This window comes from Plantactinospora sp. WMMB782, assembly GCF_049179135.1.
Classification (GTDB): Bacteria; Actinomycetota; Actinomycetes; order Mycobacteriales; family Micromonosporaceae; genus Plantactinospora.
Map to the genome: position 1 here is coordinate 1,098,091 of NZ_JBMHMC010000007.1, position 23,736 is coordinate 1,121,826.

Sequence of the window (23,736 nt, forward strand, 5' to 3'; positions counted from 1 at the left end):
TTCATGGTAGATCGCATGGCGAAGCGCGCGTGCCTTCCCACGGCCCGCACTGGGCGGTGCGGGCACCGTACCATGTGGAGATCGTTTCTCGCCGATAGCTCTGCCGGGGCGGTCAGCCCGCGCTCCGTTCCGGTCTCGCCACCGCCGCTGTCGACGTGGGGTTGACGGACGAGATCGGGGGCACGGACGACGCCGGGCGCGGCCGGGCCGGCGGGCGGTACGGGTCCAGCACCGCCGGCTCCCGCAGTCGCTTCGTCCGGATCCGGCGCAGGGTGCCCACGACGGAGCGCAGCTTCTCGACGATCGAGAGGTGCCGCCACCAGATGCCGGCCATCGGCAGGTTCCGCAGCCGGGGCGCCATCAGGCCGGCGGCCCGCAGCGTCGTGATCCGCCCCCACACCGCGCCGCGGGCCCGGAGCAGGTTCGGCTGTGAGGCGGGCAGGATGTCGGGGGCCACCGGGGTCAGCACCAGTACGCCGGCCGCGACGGCGGCCTCGACCAGCCGTACGCCGCGCTCGGTCCGGGCCAGCACCAGGGACTGCCCGGGGTCGTCACCGGTCGGCCGGTACCACGGGTCGCCGACCGCCACGTCGGCGAACTCGCCGGTGTGGTCGGCGCAGAGCGAGCAGCGCCACTGCCGGTGCTTCTGCAGGATGTCGCCCCACGACTCGGCGTAGCTGAGCTCGCGTCGCCGCTCCGGTGGGTCGTCGACCGTCCTGGCCCGGGCCGAACCGGGCCAGCCGGCACCCCGGTAGTGCACCGAGGCCAGCCGGGTCGGGTCGGTCACCCCGAGCCGCTCCAGCATCTCCAGGGTGCCCCGGCTGGTCGGCGTACCGGCGCAGAAGATCGCGATGGTGAGCCCGAGTCTGCGATCCAGTTCCGGCCTGACCTGCCGGGCCATCCGGACCGCCGCCACGTCGCAGGGCTTGCCGACGAAGACGCACGGCCCCCCGGCCGCCTCGACGAGGTCGAGCCGGTCGCAGGGGCTCGCCGGGGCGTACCGGGAGCCGGCGTTCGCGAGCAACTCGGCCGGGGTGCGGGACAGCCGGGTCTCGTTCAGGTACGGCACGTCGGGCCGGGCGCCGATGTGCAGTACGCCGGCCATCCCCTCGCCGGTCAGGCAGTGTCCGGCCAGGGCGGTCGCCACTCCGCCGCTGGAGCCGGCGTGCCGGATGGCCGGGTCTGCGGCGTACCCCTCCCAGAGGGCCCGGACCGGTCCCCAGGCCGGGCGCAGCTCGGCGATCTCGCCCGGCGCCGGCCGGCTGCTGCCGTGCCCCAGCCGCACCCCCGGGCAGCAGTCCAGCGCGGCGGCGGCGCCCCGCCCACCGGACCCGACCGGGGTGATCGGCAGCGGGCGCCGGCCGTGGTCGAGTACGTCGACCATCCGCACCTCGTCCGGCGCCAGGTAGGCGCAGACCCCGCACCCGGTGCAGAGCCTGCCGGCCGCGACGTCGTGCACGGTGTGGGGCCGCGCCATCAGCGCACCCCGGCCGGCATTCGACCGGCCCGCCCGACCCGCATCACCAGCACACCCCGGCCGGCACTGGACCGGCCCGCCCGACCCGGCGCCATCAGCGCACCCCGGCCGGCGTCCGGCGGTCCCGCTCGGCCCGGGCCAGTGCCACGAGTTCGTCCATCTGGGCGGCGGCCCGACCGACCGCCTCCGGGGTGCGTACCGCCAGCTCGGCGGCGGCGGCGTCCCGGCCGGTCCAGGAGGTCCAGAGCGCGTCCAGCAGGGCCTCGTCGGGCAGCCGGCGGGCGTCGGCGACGTGCCGGCGCTGCCCGACGCTGGCGAAGACGCCCCGCGCCTTGTCGCTGTAGGCCACCACCGCCGCCGGCACCCCGGCGGAGAGCGCCGCGATGGTCGAGTGCATCCGCATCCCGCAGAACCAGTTGGTCCGCGCGATCACCCACTTGCTCTGGTGCGGGTCCAGGCCGGGCGGGGCCAGTGCCACCCGGTCGCGGTACCGGGGCGCGAGAGTGGCGTAGAGCCGCTCGCTGGCCACCCGGTCGTCGTCGGCACCGTTCGGGGTCAGCACGTGCGGCACGATGATCACTCGGGTGTCGGGCTGTTCCAGCAGGCGTTCGCAGAGCAGGTTGGCCACCCGGGAGGTGTCCCCGGCCAGGCCGAACTGGTTGCGCCCCGCCGGCCGGGCGATCAGGCCGCTGACGTTGACCCCGGCCACCGGGCCCGGGTCCGCCGCGAACCATCCGGCCAGCCGCTGGTACGCCGGCTCGTCCGGCACCCGCGGCTCGAGCGCGAACGCCACGTCCACGCCCTCCCGGTGCCGCCCCGGGTCGAGGTCGGGGCCGAGCAGGTCGGCCAGGGCGGCGTAGCTCTCCGGGTCCCGGGCCCAGGCGGTGCGGGCACCCCGGACCAGCGCCGCCGCCTCGGCCCGCAGCCGGGGCGACCGGAACGGCCCGTACGTCTGCGGCAGCAGCACCAGCGGCCGCCGCCGGAGCAGCGTCAACCGCTTCGGCCAGGTCACGGTGCGGAACCGGTGCTCGCCGTAGATGTCGCTGAAGCTGTCCCCGCCGCTGACGTCCAGCACCACGTCGGCGGCGTCGATCCGGGCCAGCCCGGCGTTGCCGAGCCCGCCCAGCGCCGCGCTGATCCGCATGTTCAGATAGGACTCGGGCCGGTGGTAGCGGCGGGAGTGCCGGGCCCCGGCCAGCGCGATCGGCACCGGTCGGCCGGCCACGAAGGCGTGCCCGGCGCGCTGCCCCCAGCCGTCGTCGAAGACGGTGACGGCCGCGTCCGGCTCGCGGGCCAGCAGCCCGCCCACGGTCGCCGCGCGCAGCGCACCGACGCCGAGGTTCAGGTGCGCGCCGGGTACCCCGAACAGGCACGCCGACACCGGCCTGGTCCCCGCGCCCGGCTTCTCCGCGCCCGGCTTCTCCGCGCTGGCCGTCTGCTCGCCGGCCGTCCGCTCGCTCGCCTCGGTCACTGCTCGATCACCGCTTTCTCGCACCGGTACGCCTCGGCGTACCGGGACCGGCACTCCATCCCGCGCAGCCGGGCCAGCCCGAGGAACACCTCGTCGTCCCACCAGTCCCGGTCCTTCTGGGACGGATAGCTCGCGTGCAGCAGCTCGACCTTGCGGCGTACCCGCTGCCCGGTCAGCGGCAGGTAGACGTTGCGCCGGCCCAGGTCGCCGTCCCACTTGGGGATCTCGTAGTACAACACCGTGGCGTCCCGGAACGACGTGGGCACCAGCGCACCGAGAGTGTGATGGTCCTGGTGCGCGTCGGCCGGGTCGGGCGCCAGCACCAGGTCGGCGTCCAGGGTCGCGGCGGCGGCGTTCACGATCTCCTTCGCCGCGCCCCAGCGGGCCGGTACCCGGCCGTCCGGCAGGTCGTGCAGCGCGAAACTGAGCCGGGCGCCGGGCAGGAAGGCCGCGGCCGCCGCGCGGGCCTCGGCCTGCCGGGCGGGGGTACCGGTGAGCAGCACGTAGTGCACCCGGAGCCCGGGTACGTCGCCGAGGGCGAGCAGCAGCCCGCCGGCGCCGATCTCGACGTCGTCCGGATGTGCCCCGAGCAGCACCACCGACCGGGCGGCGCTCAGGCGTAGCGGCATCATCAACCGGTCAGCCCCAGTTCCCGGGCCGATCCGGCGCCGCTGCCGGCGGCGGCGAGCACCGGCTCCAGGGTGGCCGGCCGGCGGCCCCGGTTGCGGTTGGCGTCCCAGAGCATCCACGGGCAGCGGGCCGAGTGGTAGAGCTGCTCCAGCTCGGCCCGGTCCTTGAAGGTGTCGGCGGCCCGCCAGAACCCGGTGTAGCGCTGGGCGATCAGCCGCCGCTCCGGCAACAGCCGGTCGAAGGCGTGCGGCACCAGGTCCTCGCCGTCGCGGAGCACGTCGAAGATACCGGGGCGCAGGATGAAGTAGCCGCCGTTCTCCCACTGCATCAGCTCGCGGATCGGGCGTACCCGGGTCACCTGGTCGCCTCCGGCGATGTCGATGACGTGGTGCGTCGACTGCACCGGCACGGCGAGCAGGCTGGCCACCGCGTCGGTGCGGCGGAACCGGTCGACCATCTCCGGCAGCGGCGCGTCGGTGAGAGTGTCGGCGTAGTTGGCCAGGAACATCGGCTCGTCCTCGACGTACCTGCGGACCCGCATCAGCCGCTCGCCGATGCTCGTCCCGAGACCGGTGTCGATGAAGGTGATGTTCCAGTCGGTGATGTCGGCGGAGTGCAGGCGTACGTCCCGGCCGTGCATCGCCAGACTGAAGTCGTTGGAGAGCGTCTCGTCGTACCGGAGGAAGTAGTCCTTGACCGCGACGGCGCCGTAGCCGAGGCAGAGGATGAACTCGGTGTGCCCGAAGTGGGCGTAGTAGCGCATCACGTGCCAGAGCAGCGGGCGGTCCCCGATCATCGCCATCGGCTTCGGGGCGGAGGCGGCGTCCTCGCGCATCCGCATCCCGAGGCCGCCGCAGAAGAGGACCACCTTCATCAGACCACCTCCAGGGCGGGGATCGGGACGACCAGCCGCCCGCCCCAGTGCCGTACGTAGGCGAGCTGTGCGGAGATCTCGGTGCGCAGGTTCCAGGGCAGCACGAGTACGTAGTCGGGTCGGTCCTCGGCGATCCGCTCCGGCGGATGGATCGGGATGTGCGTGCCGGGCAGGAACCTCCCCTGCTTGTGCGGGCTGCGGTCGACCGTGTACTCCAGCAGGTCGGTGCGGATCCCGCAGTGGTTGAGCAGCGTGTTGCCCTTGCCCGGCGCCCCGTAGCCGACCACCCGCAGCCCCTGGGCGCGGGCGGTGAGCAGGAAGTCCAGCAGTTCCCGCTTGATGTCGAAGACCGCGTCGGCGAAGCCGAGGTGCCCGGCGACGGTGTGCAGCCCGGCCTCGGTCTCGGCGTCCAGCACCGACTTGACGTTGCCGGACGGTTCCCCGGCCGCCGCGGCCGGCCGGGCGTGCACCCGCAGCGAGCCGCCGTGCGACGACAGTTCGTCCACGTCGACCACGATCAGCCCGGCGGTGGCCAGCGCCCGCATCGCCGTCCGCAGTGTCAGGTACTGGTAGTGCTCGTGGTAGATGGTGTCGTACTGCCGGCGCTCGATCAGCCGCAGCAGGTGCGGGACCTCGCAGGTGACCAGCCCGGTCGGCTTGACCAGCGCGGCCAGCCCGGCGGTGAAGCCGAGCAGGTCCGGCACGTGCGCGTAGACGTTGTTCGCCGCCACCAGGTCGGCCCGGCCGTAACGCTCGGCCAGTTCGGCGCCGGTCTCGGCGCCCAGGAACCGCACCTCGGTGCGGATGCCCCGGCGCCGGGCCACCTCGGCGACGTTGCCGGCCGGTTCGATACCGAGCACGGGTACGCCGGCGGCGACGAAGTGCTGGAGCAGGTAGCCGTCGTTGCTGGCCACCTCGGTCACCAGCGAGTCCGGTCCGAGTCCGAGCGCCTCGGTCATCGTGTCGGCGTACCGCCTGGCGTGCGCCACCCAGGAGTCGGAATACGACGAGAAATAGGCATAGTCGGAGAAGATTTCCTCTCCGGACACGTACGCCGGAAGTTGTACCAGCAGACAGGTGGAACATATTCGGACGTGCAACGGATAGAACGTCTCGGCCGAATCGAGTCGATCGGCGTCGAGATAGCTCTCGCAGAGCGGCGACATGCCCAGGTCGACAAACGTTTCGGTCAATACCGCCGCACACAGCCGACATTTGGCATCGGTCATGCCCCACCCACTCCGATATGATCGCAAATACCGGCGCGGCGCCCGCCCGCCTGCGCGCCACGCTAACCAGCGCCGCCGCGCGCCGGGAGCGGTTGAGTAAAAAGTCCGACAATAGCCCGGCCGGTCTCCGGGCCACCCATAAACTCGCCTTCTCCACCCGGCGACGACGGGAGCTCTGTCGTGCGTGTTCTCGTGACCGGCCACCATGGTTACCTCGGCAGCGTGCTGACCCCGATGTTGCGGACCGCCGGACACGACGTGACCGGCCTGGACACCGACTACTACGCCGACTGCCTGCTCGGCCCGGCCCCGGCGGCCGTACCGGCGCTCCGGACCGACCTGCGGGACGTCGGTGCGGAGCAGCTCGCCGGCTTCGACGCGGTCTGCCACCTCGCCGCGCTCTGCAACGACCCGATCGGCAACCTGAATCCCGAGCTGACCCACGAGGTCAACCACCGGGCGACGGTACGGCTGGCCGAGGCCGCCAGGGCCGCCGGCGTGACCCGGTTCCTCTTCTCCTCCTCGTGCAGCCTCTACGGGGCGGGCACCGACGACCGGCCGCTTACCGAGACCGCCGGCTTCGCCCCGGTCACCCCGTACGGCGAGTCGAAGATCCGGGCCGAGCAGGACCTCGCCGCCCTCGCCGACGACGACTTCTCCCCGGTCTTCCTGCGCAACGCCACCGCGTACGGCTTCTCGCCCCGGCTCCGCGGCGACCTGGTGGTGAACGACCTCACCGCGCACGCCCTGCTCACCGGAGAGGTACGACTGCTCTCCGACGGCTCCGCCTGGCGTCCGCTGGTGCACGTCGAGGACATCTGCGCGGCCTTCCTGGCACTGCTGGAGGCGGACCGGGCGGTGGTGCACGGCCGGGCGTACAACATCGGGGTCAGTTCGGAGAACTACCTGATCCGGGACGTCGCCGAACTCGTCGCCGAGGTGGTGCCGGGCTCCCGGGTCACCTTCGCGGGGGGCGCCTCGGCGGACCTCCGCAACTACCGGGTGAGCTGTGACCTGGTCGCCGCCGAGGTGCCCGGCTTCCGGCCCCGCTGGACGGTGCGCAAGGGGATCGAGGAGCTGGTCGAGGCGTACCAGCGGCACGGGCTGACGATCGAGGCGTTCCGCAGCGAGCGGCACCAGCGACTGCGCCGGATCAGGATGCTCGTCGAGGCCGGCCGACTCGACACCGAGCTGCGCTGGACCGGGCGGCGCGACGCCGAGCGGCGCGGGAGCGGGCAGTTCGGCACCGATCCGCGCCGGAGTGGGCGGTGACCGCTGCCGGCGACGCCGGAGGGCGGCGGCCGGTGCACAGGTGCGCGGCCTGCGGGCGGCACGACCTGGTGCCCTTCGCCGACCTGGGCGAGATCCCGGTCTACTGCGGGGTGCACCGGGCCAGCCGGGCCGAGGCGCTGGCCAGCCCGCTCGGCCGGATGTGGCTGGCCTACTGCCCGGAGTGCGGGTACGTCCGCAACCTCGCCTTCGATCCGGCCGTTCTGGTCTACGACACCACGATGGACACCAACCTGCACCACTCGCCCGCGTTCGGCGTCTTCTCGGCGGAACTGGTCAAGCACCTCGCCGGGCGGTTCCCGCTGCGTGGCGGCACGGTGCTGGACGTCGGCTGCGGGCAGGGCGAGTTCCTGCGCGAACTGTGCCACGTCGCCGGCTGTCGGGGCGTCGGCTACGACGCGATGTACGCCGGCCCGCCCGGCCCGGACCCGTCCGGCGCGATCCTGCACCGGGGCCACGCGCCGCTGGACGGCAGCACCCCGGCGTTCGACCTGGTCACCTCCCGGCACTGGTTCGAGCACCTGGACGACCCGTACGCCTTCCTGGTCCGGCTCCGCGAGCTGGCCGAGGGCCGGCCGGCGTACGGCTACCTGGAGGTGCCGGACGCCGGCTACGACCTGGCCACCGCCGGCTGGGAGGTGATCTACCCGCACGTCTCCTACTTCGACGGCTTCTCGCTGTGCCGGATCGTCGAACGGGCCGGCTGGCGGGTACTCGCCACCGGCCGGCTCTTCGCCGGCATGTTCCGGTACGTCGAGATCGCGGTGAACGCCGCCGACCCGGCCACCGGCACCGAACTGCCCGGCTCGGAGCTGCCGGGGACGGCTGACCGGGACCGGCAGCTCGCCGCGATCGCCGGCTTCGCCGACCGGCACGCCACCGAGCGAAAACGCTGGCGGGGCACCATCGACCGGCTGCTCGCCGCGGGTGACCGGCCGGTGCTCTGGGGCGCCGGCTCGCGCGGGGTGCAGTTCCTGCACCTGGCCGACCCGGACCGCCGGCTCGCCGCGGTGGTGGACGTCAACCCGCGCAAGTGGGGCCGCTTCCTGCCGGTGACCGGGCACCAGGTGCGGGACCCGGCCAGCCTCGCCGGCTCCGGCACCCGGACCGTGATCATCACCAACCCGGCCTACCGGGACGAGATCGACGCCGCGCTGCGCCAGCTCGGCGTGCACGCCGAGCTGCTGGTCGCCTGAGCGGAGGAGACGATGGAGCCAGCGCCGCGGGTGAGTCTGGGGGTACCCCTCTACAACGCCGAGCGCTACCTCGAAGGCTGCCTCGACGCCCTGCTCGCCCAGGACTATCCCGACTTCGAGATCGTCGTCAGCGACAACGCCTCCACCGACCGGACCTGGGAGATCTGCCAGGCGTACGCCGCGAAGGACTCCCGGATCCGGCTCTACCGCAACCCGCGCAACTTCGGCGGGCACGTCAACTACGCCCGGGTGGTCGAACTGGCCCGGGGCGAGCTGTTCAAGTGGGTGGCGTACGACGACGTCTGCCTGCCGGCGTACCTGCGCACCTGCGTGGCGGCGCTGGACGCGGCCGGGCCGCACGCCGTACTCGCCTATCCGCGTACCGTGCTGATCGACGAGGCGGGCGAGGTGATCGGCCCGTACGCCGACCGGCTGGACCTGCGCGACCGCCGGCCGTGGCGCCGGGTGGCCGGGGTGGCCCGGAACATCAACCTCTGCCACGCGCACTTCGGGGTGTTCCGGATGTCGGCGCTGCGCCGGACCGGGATGATCCGGCCGTTCCTCTCCTCCGACTACACGCTTCTCGCCGAGGTGGCCCGGCTCGGCGAGATCCACGAGGTTTCCGAGCCGCTCTTCCTGCGCCGGATGCACGGCGCCTCCACCCGGCAGGCCGAGGACGCCACCCCGGACTCGGCACTGGCCTGGTTCGCCCAGAGCGGCAAGCGGGTCCGGGCCCCCCGGCTGCGGATGCTCGCCGAGACGCTGCGCACCCTCGCCACCGGCTCCGAGCCGCTCGGCACCCGGCTCAGTTCCGCAGTGGCGTTCCTGGCCACCTGGTGGGCCCGCCGGGTCCGGGTCCGGCTCGGCCGGCTGCGCCGCCAGCTCCGGGTGTGGGCCGGCCGGGTGCTGCGGCGACGGGCCAGCACGGCGAAGGGCAGCGCCTAGGGTGGCCGCGGTCCAGCCCGCCCGGACGGCCCCGGAGCAACCAGCACCGGCAGACCCGGAGTCGCCCCCGGCGGGCGGCGGCGGGCGGCTGCGCTCGGCGATCGGCTGGTCGTACGTGCTCACCGCCGGCCGGATCGGCTCGTCGATCCTGGTCACCTTCCTGCTGGCCCGGCTGCTCGGACCGAGCGAGTTCGGGCTGGTGGCGATGGCCACCGTCTTCATCACGGTGGCGCAGACGCTGATCCAGCAGGGACTGGTCTCCGCGATCGTGCAACGGGACCGGCTCACCCCGGAACACCTGGACGGGGCGTTCGTGGTGCTGGTGGTCGCCGGGGTGGTGATCGGCGGGCTCACCGCCGCCGCCAGTCCATTGTGGGCGATGGCCAACCGGGCGCCGGAGTTGACCGTGATCTGCGTGGCGCTCTCCCCGCTGGTGCTGTTGCAGGGGCTCTCGATCGTGCCCGAGGCGGTGTTGCGCCGGGAGCTGAGGTTCCGGGCGGTCGCCATCCGTACCCTGCTCGCCTCGCTGCTCAGCGGTGTCGTCGGGGTGGCGCTGGCGCTGGCCGGCGCGGGCATCTGGGCACTCGTGGCGCAGCAGTTGGTGAACGCGGCGGTCGGCCTGGTGGTGCTCTGGTGGGTCTGCCCATGGCGGCCGAGCCGGCGGCCCCGGCTGGCCGGCATCCGGGACCTGCTGGTCTTCTCCGCCCACTCCGCGAACGCCGGGCTCGGCCTGATGCTCAGCTCCAAGGCCGACGTCATCTTCACCGGTCTGTTCTTCGGGCCGGTGGCGACCGGCATCTACCGGCTGGCGGCCCGGCTGCCGGACATGCTCGTCGACGTGACCGTCCGGTCGCTGCAACAGGTGGCGCTGCCGTCGCTGTCCCGGTTGCAGCGGGACCGGGCCGCGCTGGCCGCACACCTGAACCAACTCCAGCACCTCGGCGCGCTGGCCGGGCTACCGGTGCTCGGCGTACTCGCGGCGGCGGCGCATCCGCTTGTCACGCTGCTGGGCCCGCAGTGGGCCGGCACCGAGGTACCGCTGCGGCTGCTCTGCCTCTTCGGCGCCGTAAACGTGTACGGCGTACTGCTCGGTCCGGCGCTCCAGGCGATCGGCCAGCCGGGCAAACTCGCCGCGATCCTCTGGACCCGGGGCGTGCTCGGGGTGGCCACGCTGGCCGCCGTCGGCACCCTCTTCACCGGGTACGGCGACGTGGCCGAGGCGACGGCGGTGGCGCTGGCCGGGGTCGGCATGCAGGTGGTGGTGACCGCGCTGGCGGTCTGGGTCACCGTGCACCGGGCCGCACGGGCGTCGGTCGCGGCCTTCCTCGCCCCGACGGTGCCGGCGATCCTGGCCGCGGTGGCCGCCGCGCTGGTGCCGCTGGCGGTGGCCCGGACCGGGCTGGACGCCGGGCCGGTGGTCGAACTGCTGGTGCTGGGCGGGGTGGCCGGGCTGGTCGCCGGGGTGCTGCTCTGGGCCACCGACGCCCGGCTGCGCCGCCTGGTGCTCGCCCGGCTCCCCCGACGCCGTCCGGCGGGGGCCGGCAGGACCGCCTCCTGACGGGGTCTCGAAGCCGTTCCCGGGAAGGCTTGCCGAGGACGGGGCGGCCCGGGCTGCGGCCGCCCCGTCCTCGGCACTGCTCGCTCTGTGTCAGGCGGCCGGTGCCGGCAGGACGTGCAGGGTGGGTGCCCCCGCCGACCAGTGCTGGCTCACCGCGTACAGCCGTCCGCCGCCGGGTGCCCAGGCCAGCGCCCCGGCGACCAGGTTCTCGCCGAGTTCGACCGAGGCGTCCGGGATGCCGTCCGGCAGCCGCAGGAAGAAGACGTCCGGGTCGTAGGTCGCGTCCGAGCCGGCCGCGATCCGGGTGCCGTCCCGGGACACCTCGACGGCGTTCGGGTAGGCGGTGGTCGGGAAGAACCGGGACTGCTGGTTCAGGTCGGCCACGTCGAACGCCTGGATGCCGTACGGCGCGCCCTGGGCGAGGTAGACCGTGCTGCCGTCCCGGCTCAGCGCCACGTCCCGCAGGTTGCTGCCGGCCGCGGTGTGCGCGGTGCGCCGCTGGAAGGTGAGCGCCCCGCCAGTGCCGACCGCGTAGATGGAGACCGCCGCCGGGCTGAGCCCGGGTTGGCCGGCGGCGAGCACCGAGGGGGCACCCGCCGTCGTGGCGAGGATCGGGTGGTCGTAGAAGTCCTCGGTGGCCAGGCCGGTGCTGACCACCGCCGGCTGGCGGCTCAGGTCGACCACGCCGATGTTGCCGCCCCACTGGTCACAGCCGTAGCCGAAGTAGAGCCGCCGGCCGGCGAGCGCCAGCGAGGACGGGCACGCCCCGGCGCCGGTGGAGTAGCGCGCCGACTCGACGAGCGAGCCGGTGTCGAACGCGACGATCTGGTTGGCGTTGGGCAGCGCCACGTAGAGCGTGCTCTGGTCATTGCTGACCAGCAGGTCGGTGGGGCCGGGCAGGCCGCCGATGGTCCCGGTGACGGCACCGGTGGCGCTGGTGACCACCACCGAGGTCGACGTGCTCCCCCCGCTGACGAACACGCGATCGCGGACCGCCGCCACGTCGTGCGCCCGCTCCAGCGGAAGCACGGTGGCTGCCGGTGCGGCGGCGTGCGCCGCCGGGCCGACCGGGGCGAACAGGGTGCCGGTGACGGCCAGCCCGGTCGCCAGGGCGAGCCTGGCGGCCGTGCGGACAGGTCGTTTCGTCTGGTGCAACGATGCCTCCCGTGGGCGTCGTGCCGGTGGTTCCGCACAGTGCGGCCGGCACGCACGAACCCGCGCGGAAAGTCGAGCGCTCCCCGCAGCGCTTTCGTGCGGGTCTATGTCTAGCGGATTCGTACGACACTCGGGGGGCACCCCTTGTCCGTCCCGCCGCGCCGCAGGCCGGCTACCAGCACCGGCCGTCCGGCAAACTCTCCAGGGCCGGCGCGGAGAGGTGCAGCACCTCGTACCGTTCGGTGTTCGCCGCCTCGGGGGCGGCGTCCGCCCAGAGCACGAAGCGCAGCAGTTGCCAGTCCTGGGGGTCGACGGCGAGGGCTGCGGTGTGCACGCCGTCCCGCCCGGCCAGGGTCGCCAGGTCGGCGATCTCCCGTTCGATCCGCCGGGCCAGCCCGAGCCCGTCACCTTCGGAATCCGGCTCGGCCGGCAGGGCGGTCAGCCGGCGTTCGGCGGCTCGTGGTGCGGCGACAGCGTGCCGGGCCGGGCCGGCCATCGCCGCCAACCCGGTCCAGTGCCGCACCGCCGGCCGCCCGAAGTCGCGGACGATCCCCTGGAAGCCGCCGCCGCCGACCAGGAACTCGGCCATCGGCCCGACGTCGTGCCAGAGATAGAACGGGGCGTACCGGTTGACCGGCGAGCCGCCGACGCCACGCTCCCGGACCAGGTACGCCTTCAGCGCCAGGCCCGCCCGGTCGTCCAGCAGGTGCCCGCGTTCGGCGACCCGGCGGCGGATGATCCGCATGTCGTAGTCGGCGGGCAGGGTGATCTCGTACTGCTTGGCGTACACGTCGTGCCTCCGCTATCCGGTCGTGCTGCTGGTGGTGGTGGTGGTGGCGTGCGCGGCGAGCAGGCCGAGAACGCCGTCGACCGCCTGCCCGAACGGCTCGGCGGAGTCGGCGGCGCGGGCGAGCACATAGCCGCCCTGGAGCACCGCGACGACTGTGGCGGCGGTGGCGACCGGGTCGAGCGGGTCGGCCAGCTCACCCGCCGCCCGGCCCTGCGCCAACACCTCGGCGATCCGGGTACGCAGCCAGTCGAACGTCTCCTCGACCGGCCGGCGCAGGGTCGGATTTGCCATCACGTCCGGGTCCTGGGTGAGCCGGCCGACCGGGCAGCCCCGGAGCACGTCCCGTTCCCGGCGCAGGTAGGCGGTGATCCGGCCGACCGCCGGGCCGGGTGCGCCGAGCTGCGCCTCGGCCCTGGCCCGCAGTTCCTCGGCGGTCCGCCTGATCGCGGCCAGCGCCAGGTCGGGCTTGCCGCCGAAGTGGTGGTACATGCTGCCCTGGCCGACCCCGGCCCGCTGCTGGATGGCCCGGGGGCTGGTGCCGACGTAACCCCGTTCCCAGAGCAGTTCCCGGGTGCTCTCGATAAGTCGCTCCGCGGTGTCCATGGACAATGACTGTACCTACTGGTAGGTACAGCACGTTGACCGCCCGGCGCGGAAACAGTTGCCGGAGCGGAGACTGTCGAGCTGCCCCGCTGGTGCGCCCACCCCCGCGATGCGTGCCGCCCAGGTCGGTGCCCGATTTGTCGCGCCCCGTTCAGGCGCCCAGCTCGACAGTCTGCGCCCGAGCTATGGCCTGGTCGACAGCCTCGGTGAAAGCGACCGACGGCGGCACCGAGTGCTGGCCGGTGGGCCAGCGCGGTACGCGCACGACCTAACCGGTCGGCAGAGCGCCGACGATCGCGGCCGGCGGGGTGAAGACGATCGCCTTGCCGTTGGCCAGTACCAACTGGTTGACCGAGTACTGGACCGCGTCCGTACCGGTCGGGTTCTCGATGCCGATCGTCGCCGAGTTGCCCAACTCCCGGCCGGCGTTGAGCCCGGCGTAGTTGAAGACGACCTGGCCCCACTCGGCGAGCGCCACCTGGAAGCTGAGCCGTGCACCCGGTGCGCCGGAGAGGCCCACGTTCCGCCACTCGACCACGAACTGCCGGTCCGGCGCGGCGCCAAGCACCGCCGTGCGGACCCGCGACTCCGGGTGCGTCACCAGGTCGTCCCAGAACGGATAGAGCGCGGCGTTCGGTGCGGCGGCGGACGGCAGGGCCCGGTTCACCGGCCGGGAACCGCGCGGGTCCACGAAGGACAGTACGCCGTTCACGTCCACCCACGCCCGGGAGTACCGCTGCCCGTGGTACGGGAACGGGAACGGCAGCGCCACCGACGCGGTGTCGTTGTCGCCGGCCAGCGGCAGCTCGGTCGGACCGGACGGCAGGTACGGCCGGCCGGGCTGGGTGGTGCAGGTGTAGCCGTAGCCGTCGGCGCAGCTGCCCGGCGCCCCGTCGTAGCTGGCGGTGTAGGTCGCGCTGCCGGCCGCCGGGGCGGTGAGCACGTGGGTCGCGGCACCCCCGTCCGACCAGCCCTGGAAGGTGTACGTCCCCGGACCGAGCCGCTGCGGGCCGGGCGCGCTCACCGTGTTCGTCGAGCCGACGATCGCCTGCACCGTGTACGGCGTGGTGAGGTTGCGGCCGTTCAGGTTCAGCCGCAGTCCGGCGGGCTGGGTCGCCAACCTGAGCTGCACGGTCCTCGGGTCCAGCCGCAGGGTGGTGCTGCCGGTCAGCCCGCCGCTGTCCGTCGCGGTCAGGGTCAGCTCCAGATAGGACGGGTACTCGTGGTCTGGGGCCGGGAACGTCCCGGAGGCCACCCCGGTGACCTCGCGCACCGGATGGCTGTGGCAGTTCTCCGGCGTGCTGCAGTGCATGTTCACCAGGTTCCAGGACAGCGCCGAGGCCGGCAGGGCGCCCTGCTCCGGGTCGGTGGCCCGGCCCCGGAACGTGACCGTCTGCCCGGTCGCCCAGCGCAGCGCCGTCGTCGGCTGCTCGATCACCGGCACCGGGGCGGAGGTGCCGACCCTGATCTGCACCGTCGTGCTGGCGGCGAGCCCGGCGAAGTCGACCACCCGCAGCCGGGCGGTGTAGGTGCCCGCCGACGCGTACCGGTGGGTGACGTTCAACCCGGTGGCGTCCACCGTGCCGTCGCCGGTGAAGTCCCACTGGTACTCGAGGATGTCGCCGGGGTCCGGGTCGGACGAGCCGACGGCGTCGAAGGAGACGGTCAGCGGCGCCCGGCCGCTGGTCGGGGTCGCCCCGGCGACCGCACGCGGCGGCTGGTTGCCGGAGCTGTAGTGGAACCGGCGGACGGTGCCGCCGAGCAGGTCGACGTAGTACAGGTCGTTCTCCGGTCCGATCCGCAGGTCCACCACCCCGGGGGCGGCGGCGAACGGCACGATCCGCCCCGGGTCGGGCAGTCCGTCCGCGCCGGCCCGCATCGCCCAGACGCAGCCCCGGGAGTAGTCGGCGAAGAACAGCGCCCCGGCGTACCCCGCCGGATAGCTGCCGCCGCTGCCCGGATAGAACGCCACCCCGGCCGGGGACGAGCCACCGGTCGGGCAGCCGTCGCCGGGCGCCACCCGCTGGCTGTGCTGGTAGGTGTAGTAGGGCGGGGTGACGGTGCCGGCCGGCTGCGCGTAGAGGGTCTCGCAGAGCGACAGGTTCGCCGCGTTGTAGCCGCCCTGCGGCGCGTTCCCCTCGTAACACGGCCAGCCGTAGTTGCGGACCGGCCCGACCGCCGGGTCGACCACCCGGTTGACCTCCTCCCAGGTACGCCAGCCGACGTCGCCGATCCAGACCTCGCCGGTGCCCGGCCGGAACGTCCAGCGGTACGGGTTGCGCAGCCCGTACGCCAGGATCCGCCGGTTGTTCGGGTCGCTGCTCGCCGCCAGCGGGTTGTCCGGCAGCCCGGCCCCGGTGGTCGGCGAGACCCGGATCAGCGTGCCGGAGAGCCCGGTCGGGTCGCCCGGGGTACGGATGTCCTGCGAGCGCAGTCCGCCGCCCTCGGCGCTCGGCGGCGTCATCGCGCCGCCGGCCGGTGCGGGCGGGTCGGCGCACGGGTTCGACGGGCTGCCCGCCTGCCCGTAGTCGGTGAAGGTCGCCGACGCCCCCTCGCCACCGGCGACGTAGAGCGCACCGTCCGGGCCGAACGCCAGGTCCCCGATCGAGTGGCTCTCGATCTGGTGGCACCAGTCGTGCAGCAGCACCTGCTCGCTGCCGGTCGTCACGTTCCCGGCGGCCCGCAACCGGGAGACCCGGGCACTGGCCCGGCAGTTCCCGACCACCGGGCAACTGTCGTGGTACGTCGGCGCGGAACCGCCGACCACCCCGTCGTAGGTGTAGCTGAGGTAGACGTACGGGTCGGTGGGGAAGTTCGGCGGCAGGGCCAGGCCGACCAGTCCGAGGTCCTCGTAGTCGTAGACCCTGGGGCGCAGGTCGGCGAAGACGGTGGCGGTGTTGTCGGCCAGGCTGTCGAAGACCTTCACGATGCCGCTCTTCTCGGCGACGAAGACCCGCCCGTCCGGCGCGAAGACCAGCTTGGTGGGGCGGGTCAGCCCGGTGAGGACCACCTGTTGGGTGAAGCCGGGTGGGACCGCCGCCGCGGGTCGGGGTTCGAACGGGGGCAGCCCGACCACGACCGGTAGGCCCAGCCCGAGTGCCAGGGCCGGAACCAGCACCCGAGCCCAGTTCCGTCGCACGGCTGCGGACATGGTGGCCTCCCCTCGACGGCGCCGCCGAACTGTCCGACGGCTGCCGGCTCCAGGATCACCGTCCGTAGTGGGGCTGGCTGTCGCGAGGTTGACCAGGGCGGCTAGCCGACCGGACGCTCCTTAACGACCGATCAGACTCCCTGGTCAACCGTTCGCACAGGGATCACCTCGGTAGTCGGCCACCGAGCGGCGACTGCCGGTTCCCACCCCGCTCGGCCACGAAGGGTGGCCGGGGGACCGGCCGGAAGACGATCGAGGTGCCGTCGGCGAGTGTTGGCCGGTTGACCGAGTACGACAGCGCGACCGTACCGGTCTGGTCCTCGATGCCGACCGTCGCCGAGCCGCCCCGCTCCCGCTCACTGGTGTTCAGGTCCCGGTAGTTGAAGACGATCTCGCCGTCCTCGCCGATCACCGCCGCGAAACTGATCCGGGCGGAACTGGAGCCGTGGATGCCGCTGTTGCGCCACTCGACCACGAAGCTGCGGTTCGGCGCGGTGCCCGTCACCGCCGTCCGGACGCTGGAGTCGGAGCGCACCCAGAGGTCGTCCCAGAACGGGTAGAGCGCCGCGTTGGGCACCCCGGCCGCCGGCAGCACGGCGTTCTCCGGCTGTGGCCCGCCCGGGTCGACGAAGGAGACGAACCCGTTCCCGGAGACCCAGGCGGTACGGTGGCCCTGCCCGAAGAGCGGCACCGGGAAGGGCAGCTCCACCGGGATCACCGCGTCGTCGCCGGTGAGTGGCAGCACCGTACCGGCGGAGATCCAGGGCCGGTCGGTCGCGGTGCCGCAGACGTAGCCCGGCGCGGCGCCACAGCCGGAGACACCGGCGTAGGAGGCGGTGTAGGTGGTCGCCGTCTCGGGCGCGGTGACGACGTGCGTCGCCGCCCCGCCGTCGGACCAGCCGACGAAGGAGTACGGCGTCCCGCCGACCGACTGCGACCCCGGTGCGCTCACCGTGTTCGTCGAACCGACGATCACGGTGCGGGTGAACGGCGCCGTCCCGGTGGTCGGGCCGACGCTCAGCCGCAGTCCGGCCGGGTCGGTGCCGAAGGTGAGGTCGACGGTGCGCGGGTCGAGCCGGCGCAGCACGGTGTTCGACAGGCCCTGCCCGTCGGTGACGGTCAGCTCCAGTTCCAGGTACGACGGGTACTCGTGGTCCGGTGCGACGAAGGAGCCGGACGCCACCCCGGTCCACTCCCGGAGGTGGTGGGTGTGGCAGTTGCCGACCGACTCGCAGTGTTCCATCCGCAGCTTCCAGCGCAGCGCGGAGGCCGGCAGGTTGCCCTGCTGCGGGTCGGTGCCCCGGCCGGCGAAGCTCAGCGTGTCACCGACCCGCCAGGTGGTGCCGAGCGCCGGGCTGTCCAGCAGGGCGGTCGGGGCGGCGTTTCCGGGCTGGATCCGGACGGTGCTGCTCGCCGAGCTGCCCAGGGTGTCGGTGACGGTGAGCGTCGCGGTGTAGCTGCCGTTGCTCGGATAGCGGAAGGTGGCGGTCGGGGTGCTGGCGTCGACCGTGCCGTCGCTGGTGAAGTCCCACCTGTAGCTGAGACGTCCGGCGTCGGCCGGGTCCGGGTCGGTGGAGGCCGTGCCGTCGAAGCTGACGTCCAGCGGGGCGGGGCCGCTGGTCGGGGTCGCCTGGATCACCGCGGTCGGCGGCTGGTTGCCGGGGAAGTACCGGATCCGGCGCACCGTGCCGCCGCCCATGTCGGCGTAGTACAGCTCGGCTCCCGGGCCGATCGCCAGGTCGACCGGGCCGGCGGCGGCCTGGCCGAACGCCTCGATGTTGACGGGGTCGGGCAGCCCGCCCGGCGTGCTCGGGCGCATCGCCCAGATGCAGCCGCGCGAGTAGTCGGCGAAGAAGAGCGCCCCGGCGTACGCCGCCGGATAGTTACCGCCGCTGCCCGGATAGAAGGCGAGTCCGGAGACCGCGTCCCCGCCCGACCCGCAGTTCTCCCCCGGCACCACCGGCGCGCTGTGGTGGTAGGCGTGGTACGGCTCGGTCTGGCCGGCACCGGTGTAGAGCGTCTCGCAGAGGTTCAGGTTGGCGTTGTCGTAGCTGCCCATCCGGGCGGGCCCCTCATAGCAGGGCCAGCCGAAGTTCGTCACCCCGGCCCTCGGGTCGGCGATCCGGTTGACCTCCTCCCAGCTGTTCCAGCCGACGTCGCCGAACCAGACCTCGTTGGTGCCGGGCCGGATGGTGAACCGGAACGGGTTGCGGGCGCCGTGTCCGACGATCCGCCGGGTGTTCGGGTCGGCGGCGCCGATCGCCGGGTTGCCCGGTGCCGCCGCCCCGGTCGCCGGGTCGAGCCGCAGCACCGCGCCGTCCAGTCCGGTCGGATCGGCGGCGGTCCGGACGTCCTGGGCGCGCAGCGCCCCGCCCTCGGCGGTCGGCGGCGTCATGGTGCCGCCGGGCGGGTCGGCGCAGGGGTTGGCCGGGTTGCCCAGCTGGCCGTAGTCGGTGGCGCTGAAGCTGGCCCCGTCACCGGCCGTGGCGTAGAGCATGCCGTCGGCACCGAACCGCAGGTCGCCGACGGAGTGGCTGGGGTACTGCTGGCACCAGTCGGAGATGAGCACCTGCTCGCCGCCGGTCATCACGTCGCCGTCGGCCCGCAGCCGGGAGAGCCGGCCGGTGACCAGGCAGCGGCCGTTGTTGGCGTCGCCGCAGGTGTCGTTCCACACCGGAGCGGTCTGTCCGGGCGGCGCGTCGTAGGTGTAGAGCACGTAGACCCAGGGGTTCGTCGGGAAGTCGGCCGGCAGGGCCAGCCCGAGCAGGCCGCGGTCCCACTGGTTGTGCACGTTGCGGGAGAGGTCGGCGAAGACGGTCGGGGTCGGGTCGGCCAGGTCGGCGTAGACCTTGATCCGGCCGCCCTTCTCGGCGACGAAGACCCGGCCGTCCGGGGCGAACTCGATGTTCGACGGCTGGCTGAGCCCGCTGAACACCACCTGCTCCTGGAACCCGTTCGGCAGGGTCACCGCCGAGGCCGCCGTCGGGTGCGGCGGCGCCAGCACGCTACCCAGCAGCGCCAACACCAGACCAAGTCGCAAGCCGCGCCGCAGTCGCATGGCCCACTTCCTCTCCCACGGGGCGAGCGCGACTGTCCAGCTCTCCCCCGGGACGTGACAGTCACTCACCTTTGTGGGCACAGAGTAGTTTTCGGCGCAAGACCCGCCAGCAACCCGGGTCCAATCGCGAATCCGGACGAAGATCAACGAAACGCCGCTTCCCCGGACGGTTCACCCCGATGCCATCGAATGCGTGTTGATCAGGGCACTGACCTGCGGGTGTGCGTACGACACGCGGATGAGCGAGTGAGGGAACAATCGTACGTTCGGTCGTGACCTTGTAAGTAACTCGACACATCCACTAATCCGCGGTCCTTGCCCGGGCCGGGCCGGTAGAGCAATGTCTTGGTAGACACCGGCGGTAGCGGGACAGGTTCGGTGTGCAAGCAACACTCATTCGGGTCGCGGCGCAGTCCAATGCGTCGCGACCTTCCATCGAAAACGTCGTCCGAGCTGCGCGGATGGGAGTTAGAGATGGCCGATCGACGCCCCCACGTGGTCATCGTGGTGGTAAATCTGCCAGCCGAGCGGGACCGCCGGGTGATCCGGGAGTGCCAGGCCCTGGAGGCGGCCGGCTACCGGGCGTCGGTGATCTGCCCACGGGGACCACGACTGTTGCGGGTGCTGCCCGGCACCAACGCCACCAGGATCTACTCGTTCCCCCAGCCGCTCGCCGGCAAGGGAGTCCTCTCCTTCGCCGCCGAGTTCGCCTGGGCGCTGATCGCCGTCGCCGCCCGGCTGCTCGGCCTGATGCTGCGCACCCGGGTGGACGCCGTCCAGGCGTGCAACCCGCCGGACGTCTTCTGGCTGGTCGGGCTGCTGATGCGGGCGCTGGGCCGGCCCTTCGTCTTCGACCACCACGACCTGAGCCCGGAACTCTACGAGTGCAAGGCGGGCCAACCCCGACCGGCCGTACTGTGGATGCTCCGGCTCTTCGAACGGCTCTCCTGGCGTACCGCCACCGCCGTGGTCGCCACGAACGAGTCGTTCCGGGAACTCGCGATGGGCCGGGGCGGCTGCCCGCCGGAGAAGGTGGTGGTGGTCCGCAACGGCCCGGCCCTGGCCGAGGTCCGGCGCGGCCACGGCACCCCGGACGGGACGGACCTCCGGCGCCCCACACCGCCCGCCGACCCCCGGCAGAAGGTGGTGTACGTCGGGGTGATCAACCCACAGGACAACGTGGAGGCGACGGTGCTGGCCGCCGAGCGGCTGGCCGGGCTGCGCGGCACCGACGACTGGGAACTGGTGGTCGCCGGTGACGGCGAGAGCATGCCGGAGCTGCGCCGGCTGGCCACCGAGCGCGGGGTCGACGACGTCGTGCGGTTCACCGGCTGGCTGGAGGCCGAGGAGGTCGACGCACTGCTCTGCTCCGCCTCGATCGCCATCCAGCCGGACCTGCCGAGCCGGATGGCCGAGATGTACACGATGGCCAAGACCGTCGAGTACGTCGCCCGGGGCGTACCGGTGGTCGCGGTGGACCTGCTGGAGACCCGACGTACCGCCGAGGCGGCGGCGAGCTACGTGGAACACGGCAGCCCGGACGAATTCGCCAAGGCCATCGACCAGCTTCTCAGCGACGAACGCGCCCGGGCCGTGATGGGCGCGACCGGAAGACAGCGGTTCGTCGATGAACTCGCCTGGGACCACCAGGTGAAGTCGTACATCCGACTGTGGGACCGATTGCTCCGCCCGTCGCTCAACGACTACAACGAAGTTCCACACGGTAACGGGGCCGATGCCGCGCGCCTGCCGATCTGACCGCTCGCACCGCATTCCCGCACCTTTTCGAAAGGGCCGCCCGATGGACCTTCTCGACCTGCTGAAGCTCATGTTCCGGCGGTGGTACGTCTCGGTTCCGATCGTCGTCGTGACGCTCGGCGCGGCCCTCGCGTTCGGACTGGCGATCCAGCCGGAATACAAGACCGAGGTCGCGATCCTGCTGGTGCCGCCGACCACCTCGGCGGCCCCGGAGCCGGATGCGGCACCCCGGCCGGGCAACCCGTGGCTGCGCATCGGAGAGAACGCGATGGCCCAGGCCGTACAGATCTCCACCTCCGCGCACGACGCCCGGACCAGGATCGCGGCGGCCGGCGGCGACCCCGACTACGAGGTCGGGCTGGTGACCCGCAGCTCGATCCTGACCATCGCGGTGACCGCGTCCAGCGAGGAGAGCGCCCGGAAGACCGTCGAGGCGGTGACCCAGCTCGTCCACGACGAGGTCGCCGGGCAGCAGGCGCCGTACCGGCCCAACCCGGGCGAGCAGATCACCACCGAGGTGCTCGATCCGGGGCTGAACATCCTGCCGTCCCGCTCCAACGTGCTGCGGGCCCAGGTGGTGATCCTCGCCATCGGCATCCTGCTGGCCGCCGTCGCCGCCGTGGTCCACGACGCGGTGGCCCGGCGCAGGGCGAACGCCCGGCTCGGGGTGCGCCGGGACGCGCCCACCCCGATGGCCTGGAACGGCGGCTCGGCGGTGACCGCCGGACAGGCGGTGGTCGGCAGGCCGCGACCGGGGCCGGCGGTCGCGCCGTCGCCGGTGGCCCGGACGGCACCGATCTCGCCGGCTCCGACGCCCCGGGGCGCAGCGGTGCCCGCCGGTCGCGAGCCGACCCAGGCGGTCTCCCGGCGCGCCGCGCGCGGCCCGGAGGACAGGACCCCGGCGCACCAGGCGCACGACCGCCACCCCGATCCGCAGGCCGACGACCGGTACGCCGGCCCGTCCGTCGACGACCGGGCCGCCACCCCGACGGCCGAGGAGACGGTCCTGCTCGGCAGCACCGCCCGCAAGGTCCTGGACGATCCGGGCCGATGATCCCCGGGCAGCCACCCAGCGCCCGCTGACGGCGCACGGACGAGACGAGCGACGTGCCGACCTACCTATCCGCGCGGCGGTCCGACACGGTGTACGACGGCATCACCCCCGCCGTACGCCACTTCCCGGACGCCACCGCAGCGGTCATCGCGTCGGTCATGCTCGTCTACCTGCTCCCCTTCCGGCTGGTCTTCCCGCCCCTGAGCGACCTCGGCAAGCCGGGGCTGATGGTCGGGTTCGGCCTGCTGGTCTGGTGGGCGCTGAGCCGGCTGCACCCCACCCTGGTGACCCGGGGTCAGCAGCCGATGCGCTGGGCGATGGCGATCTACCTGGTCAGCCTCTTCCTCTCCTACGTCGCCGGGCAGGGTCGCGGCATGCCGGTGCTGGAGGCGAACGGCGCCGAACGGACCCTGCTGATGGCCCTGGCCGGGGCCGGGATCCTGCTCGCCGCCGCCGACGGGGTGCTGACCCGGGACCGCGTCGACCGGGTGCTCCGCTGGTTCTGCTGGGGCGCCACCTTCATGGCCTTCGTCGCGCTCGTGCAGTTCGTCACCCGGATCGACCTGACGACCTACCTGAAACTGCCGCCGCTGCTGACCTTCCACAAGGAGGTGGTGGGGTTCCGCGACCGGGGCGGCGACGGGCTGGTCCGGGTCGCCGGCACCGCCGGGCACTACATCGAGTTCAGCGTGCTGATGGTGATCGGCCTGGTCGTGGCGATCCACTTCGCCCGGTTCTCCGCGACCCGGCGGGACCGGCAGATCTACGGCGCGCTGGCGATGTTCCAGGCCGGGGTCATCCCGATCTCGCTGTCCCGGACCGGGGTACTCGCCCTCGGCGCGGCGATCCTGCTGCTGGTCCTGCTCTGGCCGCTGCGGACCACCTTCAACGTACTCGTGGTCGGCTGCCTCCTCACCGCGCTGATCCAGGTCGCCCGGCCCGGCCTGCTCGCCGCGATCAAGTCGCTGCTGCTGGCCGGCGAGAGCGACCCGAGCGTGCGGGCCCGGGTGGAGGACTACGACTACGTGGCCCCGTTCATCCGGGAACGCCCGTGGCTGGGGCGCGGCGTCGGCACCTTCCTGCCGGAGCTCTACCAACTGCTTGACAACCAGTGGCTGACCACCCTGGTCCAGGGCGGCATCATCGGGGTGGCCGGACTGGCGGTGCTCTTCCTCGCCGGGGTGGTCGTCGCCGGCCGGGTACGCCGGTTCGCCCGTACCGAACGGGACCGCGACCTGGCCGCGACGCTGGCGGTGGCGATCGGGGTGGCCGCCTTCTCCGGCTTCACCTTCGACTCGATGTACTTCAGCACGTTCTTCGTCACGGTGCACGTGCTGCTCGGCCTGACCGGTGCGCTGTGGCGGCTCACCAGGGCGGAACGCGCCAACCGGATCGAGTCGGGCCGCGCCGACCGGGTCGGGTCGGGGCACCGGGCCGGCAGCGGTGACGAGCCGGCGGCGGCGGTGGCACGGGCATGACCGGCACCCGGCGAGCGGC

The 23,736-nt window shown here is 73.1% G+C and carries 17 protein-coding genes; 7 read left to right on the forward strand and 10 right to left on the reverse strand.

Annotated features, from left to right (window positions below):
- Window positions 1-112 precede the first annotated feature (112 nt).
- The 5 genes from ACN28A_RS06895 to ACN28A_RS06915 all read right to left on the reverse strand — a co-directional run bounded on the left by ACN28A_RS06895 (window position 113) and on the right by ACN28A_RS06915 (window position 5,681).
- Window positions 113-1,477 (reverse strand): Coenzyme F420 hydrogenase/dehydrogenase, beta subunit C-terminal domain, encoded by a 1,365-nt coding sequence (locus ACN28A_RS06895; protein ID WP_421393435.1) that lies wholly within the window; start codon window positions 1,475-1,477, stop codon window positions 113-115.
- 94 nt (window positions 1,478-1,571) lie between these two features.
- Window positions 1,572-2,948 carry a polysaccharide pyruvyl transferase family protein gene (locus tag ACN28A_RS06900; RefSeq protein WP_421393436.1) on the reverse strand — a complete coding sequence of 459 codons (1,377 nt, stop codon included), beginning with the start codon at window positions 2,946-2,948 and terminating at the stop codon, window positions 1,572-1,574.
- Entirely contained in the window at window positions 2,945-3,580 is a 636-nt protein-coding gene (locus ACN28A_RS06905) for a PIG-L deacetylase family protein (protein ID WP_421393437.1), read from the reverse strand. The genes ACN28A_RS06900 and ACN28A_RS06905 overlap by 4 nt, the downstream gene beginning before the upstream one ends.
- Window positions 3,580-4,452 (reverse strand): glucose-1-phosphate cytidylyltransferase, encoded by an 873-nt coding sequence (locus ACN28A_RS06910; protein WP_421393439.1) that lies wholly within the window; start codon window positions 4,450-4,452, stop codon window positions 3,580-3,582. The genes ACN28A_RS06905 and ACN28A_RS06910 overlap by 1 nt, the downstream gene beginning before the upstream one ends.
- The gene (locus ACN28A_RS06915; protein WP_421393440.1) at window positions 4,452-5,681 is read right to left on the reverse strand and encodes a methyltransferase domain-containing protein; all 1,230 of its coding nucleotides are present in this window, start codon (window positions 5,679-5,681) and stop codon (window positions 4,452-4,454) included. The genes ACN28A_RS06910 and ACN28A_RS06915 overlap by 1 nt, the downstream gene beginning before the upstream one ends.
- 180 nt (window positions 5,682-5,861) lie before the next feature.
- Between ACN28A_RS06915 and ACN28A_RS06920 the strand changes: the two genes are divergently transcribed.
- From ACN28A_RS06920 to ACN28A_RS06935, 4 genes are read left to right on the forward strand one after another with little or no spacing between them, the layout of a single operon-like run.
- Window positions 5,862-6,953, forward strand: a complete 1,092-nt coding sequence (locus tag ACN28A_RS06920; protein WP_421393442.1) for an NAD-dependent epimerase/dehydratase family protein — start codon at window positions 5,862-5,864, stop codon at window positions 6,951-6,953.
- Window positions 6,950-8,167: a methyltransferase domain-containing protein gene (locus tag ACN28A_RS06925; RefSeq protein WP_421393444.1), complete on the forward strand. Its 1,218-nt coding sequence runs from the start codon at window positions 6,950-6,952 to the stop codon at window positions 8,165-8,167. The genes ACN28A_RS06920 and ACN28A_RS06925 overlap by 4 nt, the downstream gene beginning before the upstream one ends.
- Window positions 8,168-8,179: 12 nt before the next feature.
- Window positions 8,180-9,112 (forward strand): glycosyltransferase family 2 protein, encoded by a 933-nt coding sequence (locus ACN28A_RS06930; RefSeq protein ID WP_421393445.1) that lies wholly within the window; start codon window positions 8,180-8,182, stop codon window positions 9,110-9,112.
- Between the two features lies 1 nt (window position 9,113).
- On the forward strand, window positions 9,114-10,670 hold the full coding sequence (locus ACN28A_RS06935) for a lipopolysaccharide biosynthesis protein (RefSeq protein ID WP_421393446.1): 1,557 nt from the start codon (window positions 9,114-9,116) through the stop codon (window positions 10,668-10,670).
- Window positions 10,671-10,760: 90 nt separating this feature from the next.
- Here the strand turns inward: ACN28A_RS06935 and ACN28A_RS06940 are convergent, their stop codons facing one another.
- The 5 genes from ACN28A_RS06940 to ACN28A_RS06960 form a co-directional block, all read right to left on the reverse strand.
- Window positions 10,761-11,825 carry a YncE family protein gene (locus tag ACN28A_RS06940; RefSeq protein WP_421393448.1) on the reverse strand — a complete coding sequence of 355 codons (1,065 nt, stop codon included), beginning with the start codon at window positions 11,823-11,825 and terminating at the stop codon, window positions 10,761-10,763.
- 172 nt (window positions 11,826-11,997) lie between these two features.
- Entirely contained in the window at window positions 11,998-12,615 is a 618-nt protein-coding gene (locus ACN28A_RS06945; protein ID WP_421393450.1) for a DUF4865 family protein, read from the reverse strand.
- A 12-nt stretch (window positions 12,616-12,627) separates the two neighbouring features.
- The gene (locus tag ACN28A_RS06950; protein WP_421393452.1) at window positions 12,628-13,218 is read right to left on the reverse strand and encodes a TetR/AcrR family transcriptional regulator; all 591 of its coding nucleotides are present in this window, start codon (window positions 13,216-13,218) and stop codon (window positions 12,628-12,630) included.
- A 268-nt stretch (window positions 13,219-13,486) separates the two neighbouring features.
- On the reverse strand, window positions 13,487-16,369 hold the full coding sequence (locus ACN28A_RS06955; RefSeq protein WP_421393453.1) for a PQQ-dependent sugar dehydrogenase: 2,883 nt from the start codon (window positions 16,367-16,369) through the stop codon (window positions 13,487-13,489).
- A 163-nt stretch (window positions 16,370-16,532) separates the two neighbouring features.
- Window positions 16,533-19,427, reverse strand: coding sequence for a PQQ-dependent sugar dehydrogenase (locus ACN28A_RS06960; RefSeq protein ID WP_421393455.1), 2,895 nt, complete (start codon window positions 19,425-19,427; stop codon window positions 16,533-16,535).
- 474 nt (window positions 19,428-19,901) lie between these two features.
- Between ACN28A_RS06960 and ACN28A_RS06965 the strand changes: the two genes are divergently transcribed.
- Genes ACN28A_RS06965 through ACN28A_RS06975 form a run of 3 tightly spaced genes read left to right on the forward strand, consistent with a single transcriptional unit; the run spans window position 19,902 to window position 23,717 of the window.
- The gene (locus ACN28A_RS06965; RefSeq protein WP_421393457.1) at window positions 19,902-21,185 is read left to right on the forward strand and encodes a glycosyltransferase family 4 protein; all 1,284 of its coding nucleotides are present in this window, start codon (window positions 19,902-19,904) and stop codon (window positions 21,183-21,185) included.
- 43 nt (window positions 21,186-21,228) lie between these two features.
- A complete protein-coding gene (locus ACN28A_RS06970) occupies window positions 21,229-22,239 on the forward strand; it encodes a hypothetical protein (RefSeq protein WP_421393458.1) in 1,011 nt (336 codons plus the stop codon).
- 53 nt (window positions 22,240-22,292) lie between these two features.
- The gene (locus ACN28A_RS06975) at window positions 22,293-23,717 is read left to right on the forward strand and encodes an O-antigen ligase family protein (protein ID WP_421393459.1); all 1,425 of its coding nucleotides are present in this window, start codon (window positions 22,293-22,295) and stop codon (window positions 23,715-23,717) included.
- Window positions 23,718-23,736 lie beyond the last annotated feature (19 nt).

Bases quoted from the DNA above. Each gene is read 5' to 3' on its own strand.
- ACN28A_RS06965 (WP_421393457.1), top strand. From the start codon at position 19,902: ATGGCCGATCGACGCCCCCACGTGGTCATCGTGGTGGTAAATCTGCCA.
- ACN28A_RS06930 (WP_421393445.1), top strand. From the start codon at position 8,180: ATGGAGCCAGCGCCGCGGGTGAGTCTGGGGGTACCCCTCTACAACGCC.
- ACN28A_RS06950 (WP_421393452.1), bottom strand. From the start codon at position 13,218: ATGGACACCGCGGAGCGACTTATCGAGAGCACCCGGGAACTGCTCTGG.
- ACN28A_RS06955 (WP_421393453.1), bottom strand. From the start codon at position 16,369: ATGTCCGCAGCCGTGCGACGGAACTGGGCTCGGGTGCTGGTTCCGGCC.
- ACN28A_RS06970 (WP_421393458.1), top strand. From the start codon at position 21,229: ATGGACCTTCTCGACCTGCTGAAGCTCATGTTCCGGCGGTGGTACGTC.
- ACN28A_RS06910 (WP_421393439.1), bottom strand. From the start codon at position 4,452: ATGAAGGTGGTCCTCTTCTGCGGCGGCCTCGGGATGCGGATGCGCGAG.
- ACN28A_RS06905 (WP_421393437.1), bottom strand. From the start codon at position 3,580: ATGATGCCGCTACGCCTGAGCGCCGCCCGGTCGGTGGTGCTGCTCGGG.
- ACN28A_RS06895 (WP_421393435.1), bottom strand. From the start codon at position 1,477: ATGGCGCGGCCCCACACCGTGCACGACGTCGCGGCCGGCAGGCTCTGC.
- ACN28A_RS06915 (WP_421393440.1), bottom strand. From the start codon at position 5,681: ATGACCGATGCCAAATGTCGGCTGTGTGCGGCGGTATTGACCGAAACG.
- ACN28A_RS06960 (WP_421393455.1), bottom strand. From the start codon at position 19,427: ATGCGACTGCGGCGCGGCTTGCGACTTGGTCTGGTGTTGGCGCTGCTG.